Origin of the sequence: Pseudomonas sp. MYb541 (genome assembly GCF_037479595.1) — a bacterium.
In the GTDB taxonomy this organism is placed as follows: Bacteria; Pseudomonadota; Gammaproteobacteria; order Pseudomonadales; family Pseudomonadaceae; genus Aquipseudomonas; species Aquipseudomonas canadensis.
Map to the genome: position 1 here is coordinate 1 of NZ_JBBGYS010000056.1, position 12,336 is coordinate 12,336.

A 12,336-nucleotide genomic window follows, 5' to 3' on the forward strand; every position below is an offset into this window, starting at 1 on the left:
AAGATCACTCCATAACAACAAGGAGGACCCCGTGAGCGTAATCAGTAAATCGATTCTCCTCGTCGACGACGACCAGGAAATCCGCGAATTGCTGCAGACCTACCTCAGTCGCGCCGGTTTCCAGGTGCGTGGCGTGCCGGATGGCGCGGGGTTCCGCCAGGCGATGAACGAGGCGCCGTGTGACCTGGTCATCCTTGATGTGATGTTGCCGGACGAAGACGGTTTCAGCCTTTGCCGCTGGATCCGCCAGCACCCGCGCCAGGCGCAGGTGCCGATCATCATGCTCACCGCCAGTTCCGACGAGGCTGACCGCGTGATTGGCTTGGAACTGGGCGCCGACGACTACATCGGCAAGCCGTTCAGCCCCCGCGAGTTGCAGGCGCGGATCAAGGCCCTGTTGCGTCGCTGCCAGTTTGGCCAGGAACGCAGCAGTGGTGGCGACGTGTTGGTGTTCGATGAATGGCGCCTGGATATGATCAGCCACCGCCTGTTTCATGTAGACGGCGAAGAAGTGATCCTCTCCGGGGCCGATTTCGCCCTGCTCAAATTGTTTCTCGACCACCCGCAACAGATCCTCGACCGTGACACCATCGGCAACGCTACCCGTGGCCGCGACCTGATGCCGCTGGACCGTATCGTCGACATGGCCGTCAGCCGCTTGCGCCAACGCTTGCGCGATACCGAAAAACCCCCGAGGCTGATCCGCACGGTGCGCGGCAGCGGTTATCAACTGGCAGCCAGCGTGGTTGCCGGCAATGCCCACTGAACATCTGACTGAACGCCGTCGCCGCTTCCCGGTGCCACGTTCGTTGCTGGGGCGCATGCTGCTGCTGACGTTGCTGGCGGTGTTGTTTGCCCAGGCGCTGTCCAGCGTGATCTGGGTCTCGCAGTTGCGTGCCACCCAGCTCGAAGGCCTGGTCACCAGCGCCCGCAGCCTGGCGCATTCGATGACCGCCAGCGTGAGTTATTTCCGTTCATTGCCGGTGGCCTATCGCCCATTGGTCCTCGACCAATTGCGTAGCATGGGCGGCACGCGTTTCGTCGTGACCCTCAATGATCGCCCGTTGGACATGGCCATCCTGCCGCAAACCCCGCGTAAGCAGGCCGTGCTTGAAGCGGTCGATGAAGTGCTGAAACAAACCCTCGGTGCCGATGTGCATATCTCGGTGGAGTTTGTCAGCGCCGAAGACCTGCGCATCTTCAATGCCGGCCTCAAACTTGATGAACTGCCGCGTTCCTGGGCCCACTACGCACTGACCCTGGAGCCGGTAAACCCGCCGGTGCTGGTCACTCAGATTCAGCTCGCACCTGGCGAATGGCTGTACATCGCCTCGCTATTGCCCGAGCCCTACACCAGCCTTGAAGAGCAAGGCCTGCCGTCCCAGCAGGTGTGGTTTATCGTGCTGACCAGCGGTTTTCTGCTGCTGTTCATCGGTTTGCTGGTGCACTGGCAGAGCCGACCGCTCAAGCGTCTGGCGCGGGCGGCGCGGGACATGTCCCTGGGCGCCGACGTAGAGCCGGTGGCCGAAGGCGGTGGCAGTGAAGTGGTGGAAGTGGGCCGTGCGTTCAATGCCATGCGCGAGCGCATCAGCCGTTACCTGACCGAGCGCAGCCAGTTGTTCAGCGCGATTTCCCACGACTTGCGCACACCGATCACCCGCCTGCGCCTACGCGTGGAATTGCTGGAAGACGAGAACCTGCAAACCAAGTTCGGCCGCGACCTGGATGAGCTGGAGTTGTTAGTGAAGGGCGCGCTGCAATGCGTGAAAGATACGGATATCCACGAAAACATCGAGCCGGTCGACCTGAACCATGTGCTCGATTGCCTGGTGGAACCGTACCTGGCGCCGAACGGGAATGGCCGCGTGACCCAGCATGGCCGGGCGTTGACGGCATATCCGGGCAAGCCGCTGGCGCTCAAGCGTTGCATTGGCAACCTGATCGACAACGCGTTGAAGTACGGTCAGAACGCCCATCTGCACATCGAAGACGATGGCGCGGAGTTCATCCTGCACGTGGATGACGAAGGTCCCGGTGTGCCGGAGCAGCGTCTTGAGCAGGTGTTCGAACCGCACTTCCGCCTGGCCGGGCAGCAACAGGGCTACGGCCTGGGATTGGGGATTGCGCGCAACATTGCCCATAGCCATGGCGGTGAAGTGAGTTTGCAGAATTTGCGCGAGGGTGGTTTGCGAGTCACCCTGCAGCTACCCCGAACCCTGGATTAAACACGACTCCCTTGTAGGAGCCCGGCTTGGGGCGGTGGTCAGATGCTTTGGCGCAATCGGGCCAGGTCTCTCAGCGGCGGCGCGCCGAACAACCGGCTGTATTCCCGACTGAACTGCGACGGGCTTTCATACCCCACGCGATACCCGGCCGCCGACGCTTCCAACCCTTCGGCAATCATCAACCGCCGCGCTTCCTGCAAGCGCAATTGCTTCTGGTATTGCAACGGGCTCATCGCAGTGATTGCCTTGAAGCGGTGGTGCAAGGTCGAGACGCTGAGGTTCACTTCCTTGGCCAGGTCATCGATGCGCAGTGGTTGCTCGTAGTTGCCGTTCAACCACTTGATCGCCTGGCTGACCCGATGGCTCTGGCTGTTGGCCACGGCGATTTCATACAGGCGATAACCCTGTGGACCCCGCAACAGGCGATAAAGAATTTCCCGGTTGATCAGCGGCGCAAGCATGGCGATGTCTTTGGGCGAGTCCAGCAGGCGCGCCAGGCGCAGCACGGCGTCGAGCAGTTGGCCGTCGATGCGGTCGACATACATGCCACGGGAGGTCGGACGCGACGGCACGCCCATCGGGCCTGCTTCCGCGATCAAGGCCGTCAACTGCGCCGGGTCGATATTGATGCGCACCGACAGGTTCGGGTCTTCCGGGGTGGCATCAATGATCCGCCCGGCCACCGGCATCGCCACCGAGAACACCAGGTAATTGAGTGGGTCGTAGGCAAAGATCTCGTCGGCCAGGCGCACTTCCTTGCTGCCGCTCGCCAGAATGCACAGGGCAGGCTCCACCAGTACCGGCATGAAGTCGCGCGGCGTGTTGTGGCGGTTCAGGAACAAGGTGGTGATGGCGGTGCCGTAGGAGCCGTCCTCCCAGGTATGCCGGTGCACGATGCTGGCCAGTTCGGCGCGCTGTTTTTCCATCTCGGCATCGAGGGGCATGGCTTTATGTTCGGGCGACGACATGGAGCGTCCTCTACTGGCTACTTCGATGGGCTCAGCTTAGCGGCGGCTTTTCAAAAAGTGTTACGTCGATTCTGCACAATCCTTGCCTGATCCTGCGACGCATCGTGAATCAGGCAATCGCGGGGCCTGTCATCTCCCTGAAACAAGGCGTTGACCCATGGAATAAAACGTCTGCGCCAGACGTCCTCTCTACGCTTCTCGCAGGATTGTGCAATAAGCCGACAGGAATTGACTAACCGCGCCCGCATCCGCGCCGTTATCTTTGATCCTGTGGCAACACGCCCTCACAGTGCTTGCCGAGCATCACTTCTCAACGGGAGAGTCGAACATGTCCACCCCCATTCCCGCGAGCCATATGGCCTTTATCCGCGCCCGCACCGGGTGCAGCACCGAACTCGGTGCACGCTTGAGCAGTTTGATCGAACCGGGCCGTCAGGCTCAGGGTTGCCTGCAATTCTCGTTGCAGCATTCCCAGGTCGATCCCGATGTCTGGTTGATCTCCGGTTTCTGGAGCAGTGAGGAGGCGATGAGCGCCTACTTCAACTCACCAGCCCTGATGATCCTGACCGAGCTGTTGAATGACATGGTGGTCCGCAGCATGGACTTCCAGACCTTTACTGACGCATCCGCTGCACACGCCTACGGCGAGTACCTGCAACTCGCCGGCTGAAGGTCTAGAATGGCCGACTTTCCATTGGCCAGGACCTGCAACATGGCACGTAAACAATTTGCCCACCACGAAGCCGTTTCCGCCGTAGTACCGGGCGAGGGTGGCTACAGCGCCGCCGTCGCCGTCAAGGCACTGGATGGCATGGGCGCACCGCAGTTTCACAAGATCCTTGATGGACAAAAGTTCACCACCGCCTCCGACGCCGACGATGCGGCCACCCTGCAGCTTGAGTGCTTGGTCGATGTCGACGAAGACGGTCAGTTGGCGTGGGCGACTGAGTCCTAAGCCTTGGGTCGATACATCTTGAACAGGGCTTCGGGGCCCAACTGGAAGTAATCCGCCGGGCCGCCACCGCGCAGAATCGGCTCGGCGGCGGCGGTGTCGTAGATACCGTCCTTGAGCAGCCACTTGGCAATGTGCACCGCGACCACCTCGCCCAGCACCAGCCAGCTAGGCACCAATGCCTTGTCGGCGCGCTGAAGCTGGATGATTTGCGTCACCTTGCACTCGAACGACACCGGGCTCTCGCCCACCCGTGGCACGCCCACGATCTTCGAAGCCACCGGCGTCAGGCCGGACAATTCGAACTCATTCACCTCGGGTGATACCGGGGCGCAACTCTGGTTCATCTGCTCGGCCAGCGGGCGGGTCGCCAGGTTCCACACAAACTCGCCGGTCTGTTCGATGTTGTTCAGGCTGTCTTTGCGCCCAACACTGGAAAACCCGATGATCGGCGGAATGTAGTTGAACGCGTTGAAGAAGCTGTAGGGCGCCAGGTTCAGGCGGCCTTCGCTGTCGTGGGACGAAATCCAGCCGATCGGCCGTGGACCGACGATGGCATTGAACGGGTCATGGGGCAGGCCGTGGCCGTTGGCGGGTTCGTAGAAATGGATATCGTCGGACATGGCCTGTTCTGTTCTCGATTTCGGGACCAGCATCATACCCAATGTGGGAGCGGGCTTGCCCGCGAATACGGTGGTTCAGTCTCTACAATCGTTGACTGACACACCGCTTTCGCGGGCAAGCCCGCTCCCACATTTTGAACTGCGTTCAACGGTTAGTCGGTGGTAATGCGCGAGTGCTTACGCGTGTCCTTCATGGTCACATAGACCACCAGCGACACCGCGATACACGCGGTCACATACCAGTAGTAGCCGGTTTCCATGCCGATGCTCTTGAACCACAGCGCGATGTATTCAGCAGTACCGCCAAAGATCGATACGGTCAGCGCATACGGCAGGCCCACGCCCAGGGCGCGGATTTCGGTGGGGAACAGCTCGGCCTTCACCACGGCGTTGATCGAGGTGTAGCCGCTGACGATGATCAGCGCCGCCATGATCAGGAAGAACGCGCCCCACCAGCTCTGGATGGTGTGCAGGGTGGTAAGGATCGGCACGGTGAACAGCGTGCCGAGGATGCCGAAGGCGATCAGGATCGGGCGACGGCCGACTTTATCCGACAGCCCACCGACAATGGGTTGCAGGCACATGAACAGGAACAGCGTCGCCGCCGAGATGGTGGTGGAGTCGGAAATGCTCATGCCGACCGTGTTCACCAGGTATTTCTGCATGTAGGTGGTGTAGGTGTAGAAGGCCAAGGTGCCGCCCATCGTCAGGCCGACCACGGTCAGCAGTTCCTTGGGATGGCGCATCAAGGTGCGCATCGCGCTTTCCTTGGCTTTTTCCTTCTTGGTGAATGACTCGGTTTCTTCCATGCCACGACGCAGGTACAGCGCGACGACTGCGCACAGCGCGCCGATGGCGAACGGGATACGCCAGCCCCAGGCATACAGCTGCTCGGTGGTCAGGATTTGTTGCAGCACGATCAGCACGGCCAGTGCGATGAGCTGGCCGGAGATCAAGGTCACGTACTGGAAGCTGGAGTAGAAACCACGGCGTTCCTTGGTCGCCATCTCGCTGAGGTAGGTGGCGGAAGTGCCGTATTCGCCGCCGACCGACAACCCCTGCAGCAAACGGGCAAACACCAGCAGGATCGGTGCACCGATACCAATCATTTCATAGCCCGGGCTCAGGGCGATCAGCAGCGAACCGAAGCACATCAGGTAGACCGAGGCCATCAAGGCTTTTTTACGCCCTACTTTGTCGGCGTACAGGCCCATCAGCCAGCCACCGATCGGGCGCATCAGGAAGCCCACGGCGAAGATCGCGGCGGTGTTGAGCAGTTGGGCGGTGGTGTCGCCTTTCGGGAAAAAGGCTTTGGCGAAGTAGAGCGAGAAGGCGGCGTAGACGTACCAGTCGTACCACTCGACCATGTTGCCGACGGAACCACTGAAAATCGATTTGATGCGGCTGGAGGTCGTGCGTGCCTGTGTAGGCGCGGCCGCCGACCCCAGAGGCAGGGCGTTGGAGTTATCCATTGAAGGATCCTTCATCTAGTTGTTTTTATGGAGCGGCGCGTGCGCAGCCTGGCTCGAGCTATAGCAGGAGCTGTGCCAGGTGGATGAAGGCCCGGAATAGAGGGGTTCGAGGATTTTTTTGAGCGGAAAGCCGCTGATGATTTTCAATGGGTGAGCGGAAATCCGCTTATTGGCGCGGGCGCGCACTGCCCATTGTAGGAGCTGGCTTGCCAGCGCCTACAGGAAGGTGTCCCGCACCAACCCATGGCGCTGCATCTTTTCATTGAAGGTACGGCGTGGCAGTTGCAGCTCGGCCAATACGGCCTTGATATCGCCCTTGTGCCGGGTCAACGCGGCTTTCAGGCAGTGGGCTTCGAAGGCCTCCTGCTGCGCAGCCAGGGATTGCCCAGCCTCGATGCCTTCCGGTTCCGGTTCGCCAAGGCCCAATACCTGGCGTTCGGCAACGTTGGCCAGCTCACGCACATTTCCTGGCCAATCATGGCTGAGCAGGCGCCCCAGTTGAGCGCCGCTCAGGGGTTCGACGCTGCGGCCCAGGCGCTCGGCGGCACTCTGTGCAAAGTGGTCGAACAGCAGCGGGATATCTTCGCGGCGCTCACGCAAAGGCGGCAGGCGCAGTTGCGCGACGTTCAAGCGATAGGCCAGGTCTTCGCGAAAGCGCCCGGCGCGGGCCTCTTCCAGCAGGTCCGGCTTGGTGGCGGCGATGATGCGCAGGTCCACGTGGATACTCTGGTTGGAGCCCAGTCGCTCCAGTTTCTGTTCCTGCAACACCCGCAGCAGTTTCACCTGTTGGGCCAGCGGCATGCTTTCGATTTCATCGAGGAACAGCGTGCCACCGTGGGCATATTCCAGTTTGCCGATGCGCTTGCCCTGCGCGCCAGTAAATGCGCCGCTTTCGTGGCCGAACAGCTCGGCTTCAAACAACTGCTCGGGGATGGCGGCGCAGTTGAGCGCGACAAAAGGTTTCTTCGACCGAGGGCCAAAATCATGCAGGCAACGGGCGACCATTTCCTTGCCGCTGCCGGTCTCGCCACGGATCAGTACGTTGACCGGCAGGCTCGCCAGGTCCAGCACCTGGCGGCGCAAGGTCTGCAAACCACGGGACACGCCGAGCAAGGTCGACTCCAACTGCGCGCGATGATCGGCCTGTTGATGCAGGCGTCGGTTCTCCAGGATCAACCCGCGCTTGTCCAGGGCACGGCGCAGGCTGTTGAGCAGGGCGTCGGGGCTGAAGGGTTTTTCCAGGAAGTCGTAGGCACCGTCGCGCATGGCCTCAACCGCCATCGGTACATCGCCGTGGCCGGTGAGCAGGATGACCGGTAAATCGGCATCGCGGCGTTGTACCTCGGCCAGCAGTTCGAGCCCGCTGAGTCCGGGCATGCGTACATCGCTGAGGATCACGCCGGGGAAATCCTTGGGCAATTGCGCCAGGCATTCCTCGGCGCGGCTGAACAACTGCACCTCGAACCCCGAGAGGCTCAGCCACTGCTCGACGGCCGTGCGGATGCTGGCTTCGTCATCGACCACAATCACCGCGTTCAACATAGGTCGGGCGTCTCCAGCGCGATAGGCAGGGTCAGGGTAAATACCGCGCCGTCGCCGCGATTGCTGGCGATCAGGCGCCCACCCAATTCGTGCACGATAGCGTAGGACACCGCCAGCCCCAAGCCGAGGCCATCACCCACAGGCTTGGTGGTGAAGAACGGGTCGAACACGCTGTTCAGGTGCTCGTCGGCAATCCCGCCGCCGCTGTCGCTGACGGTCAGTCGCCACAGTTGTTGGTCGGCATGCAGGCGGATTTCCAGGCGTTTGCGCGGTTTGTCGGCCATGGCGTCGAGGGCGTTGCGCAGCAGGTTGATCAGAACCTGTTCCAGGCGGATTGCATCGCCGCGCACCCAGGCGGGGCGGGTCAGGTCCAGCACCACGCCGATGGATTCATCGCGCAGGCGCGCATCGAGCAGGTGCAGCGACTGGTCGACCACGGTGGCCAGGTCCAGGCGTTCACGCAAACCACTGGGGCTTTTGCGCGCGAAGGTCTTGAGGTGGCCGGTGAGGGCGGCCATGCGCGTGAGCATGTCGTCCAGTGGCGTGAGGGCCTGGTAGGCGTCTTCGACACGGCCGTGATCCAACAGCAGGCGCAAAGTGGCCAGTTGCATGCGTTGGGCGGTGAGTGGCTGATTGATTTCGTGGGCGAGGGCGGCGGACATCTGTCCCAGCGCCGCCAGTTTGGCCGATTGCACCAAGCCATCTTGGGCCGTGCGCAGCGCCTGGGTGCGTTCTTCCACCAGTTGCTCAAGCTCTTCGCGACTGCGCTGGCGCAAGCGGGCCAGACGCCAGCGTTGGGTCAGGAACAGCACCAGGAACACCAGCGCCAGCCAGGAGCCGGCGGCAGCCAGGCCAGCGTTACGTTGATCTTCAAAGGCGAACTGCGGTTTGCGCAGCAGGTGCAAGGTCCAGCCTTCGGCCTTCAGCGGCAGGGATTCCCAGATGTAATTGGCACTGCCATCCGGGCCGTTGACGCGCATCAGGTGGCTGTTTTCGTCGAAGCGTTGCAGGGTGCTGGTTTCCAGCGCTTGCAGCTGTTTTTTGTCGTATTGGCGGGTGGCCTTGAGTTCGGCAAGGTCGCTGGCCGTCAACGGCCGCAGGTTGCGATAACGCCAGCCGGGTTGATTGGCGATGAACACAATGCCACGCGCATCACTGACCAGCAGCAGGTCATTGCCTTGGGCCCACTCACGTTCAAGTTCGGGGAACTCAAGCTTGACCACCATCGCGCCGAGGAACTGTTCGTGTTCATCGACCACCGCGCTGGAGAGGAAGTAACCGGGTATGCCGGTGGTCACGCCCACCGCGTAAAAGCGCCCAGTGCCCTGGCTCAAGGTTTGGCTGAAATAGGGGCGAAACGCGTAGTTGTGGCCCACATAGCTGCTGGGCAGGTTCCAGTTGCTGGCGGCCACGGCCAGGCCGGTGCGGTCCATCAATTCCAGGGTGGATGACTGCGCCGCGCCGTTGATGCGCTCCAACTTGCGGTTGAGTAGATCCTGGGTCGCGGTATCCAGCGGGCCCTTCAAGGCATTGATCATCTCCGAGTCCAACGCCAGCACGGCGGGCAGGGCGCGGTAGCGTTCGATCAGGGTGTGCAGCGAGTTGGCGTACAGCGCAAGCTGCTGATTGGCGCGGGCGGCGTCGTCCACCAAGGCCTGGCGTTCGGCGTGGCGCGTGGCCAAGGCCGCGGCCAGTAGCGCGCCAGCGATGATCAGCAGGGAATAGAAGGTCAGGCGCAGGGGGCGAGGGATGACGATCATACGGTGATGGGCAGGCACGGTAAGGGAGTGCACCATACCATGTGCCATAAAAAAGGCGACTGGGCCATGGCCACAGTCGCCTTTATGTTTGCAGGAGAAGTGCTTACTGCACTTCTACCGCCAGGCTTTCACTGATCTTTTTCTGCCAGATGGCAGGACCGGTGATGTGCACGGATTCGCCTTTGCTGTCGACAGCAACGGTGACCGGCATGTCCTTCACGTCGAACTCGTAGATCGCTTCCATGCCCAGTTCGGCGAAGGCAACAACGCGCGACTTCTTGATGGCTTGCGCCACCAGGTAAGCAGCGCCGCCCACGGCCATCAGGTACACGGCCTTGTGGTCCTTGATCGCTTCGATCGCAGTCGGGCCGCGCTCGGATTTGCCGATCATGCCCAACAGGCCGGTTTGCTCGAGGATCTGACGGGTGAACTTGTCCATCCGCGTCGCGGTGGTCGGGCCGGCTGGGCCAACCACTTCTTCGCGCACTGGATCAACCGGGCCGACGTAGTAGATGAAGCGACCCTTGAGGTCCACCGGCAGGGTTTCGCCCTTGTTCAGCATCTCGACCATGCGCTTGTGCGCGGCGTCGCGACCGGTGAGCATCTTGCCGTTGAGCAACACGGTTTCGCCCGGCTGCCAGCTCTGCACTTCTTCCGGAGTCAGGGTATCGAGGTTGACGCGACGGGCCGATGGGCCAGCTTCCCAGACGATTTCCGGGTAGGCGTCCAGCGGTGGCGCTTCCAGCGAGGCCGGGCCCGAGCCGTCGAGCACGAAGTGCGCGTGGCGGGTGGCGGCGCAGTTGGGGATCATGCACACCGGCAAGGATGCTGCGTGGGTCGGGTAGTCCATGATCTTCACGTCGAGCACGGTGGTCAGGCCACCCAGGCCCTGGGCGCCGATGCCCAGTTGGTTGACCTTCTCGAACAGCTCCAGGCGCATCTCTTCGATACGGTTCTGCGGGCCGCGCTTTTTCAGCTCGTGGATGTCGATGGATTCCATCAACACTTCCTTGGCCATGACGGCGGCTTTCTCGGCGGTGCCGCCGATGCCGATGCCGAGCATGCCCGGTGGGCACCAGCCGGCGCCCATGGTCGGAACGGTCTTCAATACCCAGTCAACGATCGAGTCGGACGGGTTGAGCATGGCCATTTTCGACTTGTTCTCGGAACCGCCGCCCTTGGCTGCCACGTCCACTTCCACGGTGTTACCCGGGACGATGGAGTAGTGGATGACCGCCGGGGTGTTGTCCTTGGTGTTCTTACGGCTGCCTGCCGGGTCGGCCAGGATGGAGGCGCGCAGGACGTTTTCCGGCAGGTTGTAGGCGCGACGCACGCCTTCGTTGATCATGTCGTCCAGGCCCATGGTGGCGCCATCCCAGCGCACGTCCATGCCCACGCGCACGAACACGGTAACGATACCGGTGTCCTGGCAGATCGGGCGATGGCCGGTGGCGCACATACGCGAGTTGATCAGGATCTGGGCGATGGAGTCACGGGCCGCTGGCGATTCTTCGCGCAGGTAGGCTTCGTGCATGGCCTGGATGAAATCCACGGGGTGGTAGTAGGAAATGAATTGCAGGGCGTCGGCAACGCTCTGAATCAGGTCGGCTTGCTTGATCACGGTCATGAGTCGCGCTCCTCTATAAGGGAACATTCAATAAAGGTGGGCTCAGTGTTGCATCGGTCGGCTGAGCTCACCTTTCCAAGGCACGCCAAAGTGGTGCAGGCGCGACGCTAAAAAGGCGCGGCAGTATAACCCGGCTCGGTGGCCGATACACCCGACTATGGTCAAACTGTCGCAGGCATGATTCCCTGTGCGCGCCCCTTGTGATTGAGCCCTTATATGCCTGAACTCTACGTCGGTGAACGCCATTGGTCGGTATCTATCGGCAGCAACTTGCTGGATGCCTTGAACCAGGCGGGTGTGGCCGTGCCCTACAGTTGCCGCGCCGGCAGTTGCCATGCGTGTCTGGTGCGATGCCAGGGGGGGGTCGAGGACAAGCAGCCCGAGGCCTTGAGCCCGGCGCAACGTCAGGACGGCTGGCGCTTGGCGTGCCAGTGCCAGGTGAGCGGGGACCTGCGCGTCGAAACCTTTGATCCTACGCGTGATGGGTTGCCGGCCCAGGTGGTGGGTATCGATTGGTTGAGCCCGAGTGTGCTGCGCCTGCGCCTGCAACCCGAGCGAGGCCTGCGCTACCGGGCTGGGCAGCATCTGGTGTTGTGGGCGGGACAAGTGGCGCGGCCCTATTCCCTGGCGAGCTTGCCTCAGGATGACCCATTCCTGGAGTTTCACCTCGATTGCCGTCTGCCTGGCGAATTCAGTGATCTCGCCCGCCAGTTGCAGCTGGGCGACCGTTTGCGGCTGGGCGAACTGCGCGGCGGCGCGCTGCAATACGATCCTGACTGGCAAAGCCGACCGCTGTGGCTGCTGGCGTCCGGCACCGGCCTTGGCCCTCTTTGGGGCGTGTTGCGTGAGGCCTTGCGCCAGGATCATCAGGGCGACATCCGCGTGATTCACCTGGCCCATGATGCTGAGGGGCATTACCTGGCCGAACCCCTGGCGCAGCTGGCTGCACAGCATCCCAACGTGACGGTGGAACTGTGGACGGCGGCGCAGGCGACCCAGGCGTTGGCGCAACTGCGGCTTGTTTCGCGGCAAACTCTGGCTTTACTCTGCGGGCACCCGGCCAGTGTCGAGGCGTTTTCCAAGCGTCTGTTCCTGGCGGGACTGCCGCGTAATCAACTGCTGGCCGATGTGTTCCTGCCCCGTGGTTGAGCGCTGAACTCTACAGCC

The 12,336-nt window shown here is 61.9% G+C and carries 11 protein-coding genes; 5 read left to right on the forward strand and 6 right to left on the reverse strand.

Going from position 1 to position 12,336, the window contains the following annotated elements:
• The first annotated feature begins 31 nt into the window (after nt 1-31).
• Both WH299_RS26330 and WH299_RS26335 read left to right on the forward strand, forming a co-directional pair.
• Nucleotides 32-766, forward strand: coding sequence for a response regulator (locus WH299_RS26330; protein ID WP_015885655.1), 735 nt, complete (start codon nt 32-34; stop codon nt 764-766).
• Between the two features lie 31 nt (nt 767-797).
• Nucleotides 798-2,225, forward strand: a complete 1,428-nt coding sequence (locus WH299_RS26335) for an ATP-binding protein (RefSeq protein ID WP_164393822.1) — start codon at nt 798-800, stop codon at nt 2,223-2,225.
• 38 nt (nt 2,226-2,263) lie between these two features.
• On the opposite strand, the gene WH299_RS26340 is transcribed toward WH299_RS26335, so the two are convergent.
• Nucleotides 2,264-3,193, reverse strand: coding sequence for an AraC family transcriptional regulator (locus WH299_RS26340; protein WP_028617775.1), 930 nt, complete (start codon nt 3,191-3,193; stop codon nt 2,264-2,266).
• A gap of 328 nt (nt 3,194-3,521) precedes the next feature.
• Between WH299_RS26340 and WH299_RS26345 the strand changes: the two genes are divergently transcribed.
• Both WH299_RS26345 and WH299_RS26350 read left to right on the forward strand, forming a co-directional pair.
• The gene (locus WH299_RS26345; protein WP_028617774.1) at nt 3,522-3,863 is read left to right on the forward strand and encodes an antibiotic biosynthesis monooxygenase family protein; all 342 of its coding nucleotides are present in this window, start codon (nt 3,522-3,524) and stop codon (nt 3,861-3,863) included.
• 42 nt (nt 3,864-3,905) lie between these two features.
• Nucleotides 3,906-4,148 carry a hypothetical protein gene (locus tag WH299_RS26350; protein WP_323624765.1) on the forward strand — a complete coding sequence of 81 codons (243 nt, stop codon included), beginning with the start codon at nt 3,906-3,908 and terminating at the stop codon, nt 4,146-4,148.
• On the opposite strand, the gene WH299_RS26355 is transcribed toward WH299_RS26350, so the two are convergent.
• The 5 genes from WH299_RS26355 to WH299_RS26375 all read right to left on the reverse strand — a co-directional run bounded on the left by WH299_RS26355 (nt 4,145) and on the right by WH299_RS26375 (nt 11,169).
• Nucleotides 4,145-4,768: a flavin reductase family protein gene (locus WH299_RS26355; RefSeq protein WP_122728610.1), complete on the reverse strand. Its 624-nt coding sequence runs from the start codon at nt 4,766-4,768 to the stop codon at nt 4,145-4,147. The genes WH299_RS26350 and WH299_RS26355 overlap by 4 nt on opposite strands.
• Before the next feature lie 152 nt (nt 4,769-4,920).
• Nucleotides 4,921-6,240, reverse strand: coding sequence for an MFS transporter (locus WH299_RS26360; protein ID WP_339551741.1), 1,320 nt, complete (start codon nt 6,238-6,240; stop codon nt 4,921-4,923).
• Nucleotides 6,241-6,456: 216 nt separating this feature from the next.
• Complete coding sequence (locus WH299_RS26365) at nt 6,457-7,782, reverse strand: sigma-54-dependent transcriptional regulator (protein ID WP_028617770.1); 1,326 nt, start codon at nt 7,780-7,782, stop codon at nt 6,457-6,459.
• A complete protein-coding gene (locus WH299_RS26370; RefSeq protein ID WP_339551759.1) occupies nt 7,776-9,542 on the reverse strand; it encodes an ATP-binding protein in 1,767 nt (588 codons plus the stop codon). Before WH299_RS26370 ends, WH299_RS26365 begins: the two co-directional genes overlap by 7 nt.
• Nucleotides 9,543-9,645: 103 nt before the next feature.
• Nucleotides 9,646-11,169, reverse strand: a complete 1,524-nt coding sequence (locus WH299_RS26375; RefSeq protein ID WP_339551743.1) for a fumarate hydratase — start codon at nt 11,167-11,169, stop codon at nt 9,646-9,648.
• Nucleotides 11,170-11,385: 216 nt separating this feature from the next.
• Between WH299_RS26375 and WH299_RS26380 the strand changes: the two genes are divergently transcribed.
• Nucleotides 11,386-12,318: an iron-sulfur-binding ferredoxin reductase gene (locus WH299_RS26380; RefSeq protein ID WP_339551744.1), complete on the forward strand. Its 933-nt coding sequence runs from the start codon at nt 11,386-11,388 to the stop codon at nt 12,316-12,318.
• The last annotated feature ends 18 nt before the right edge of the window (nt 12,319-12,336 follow it).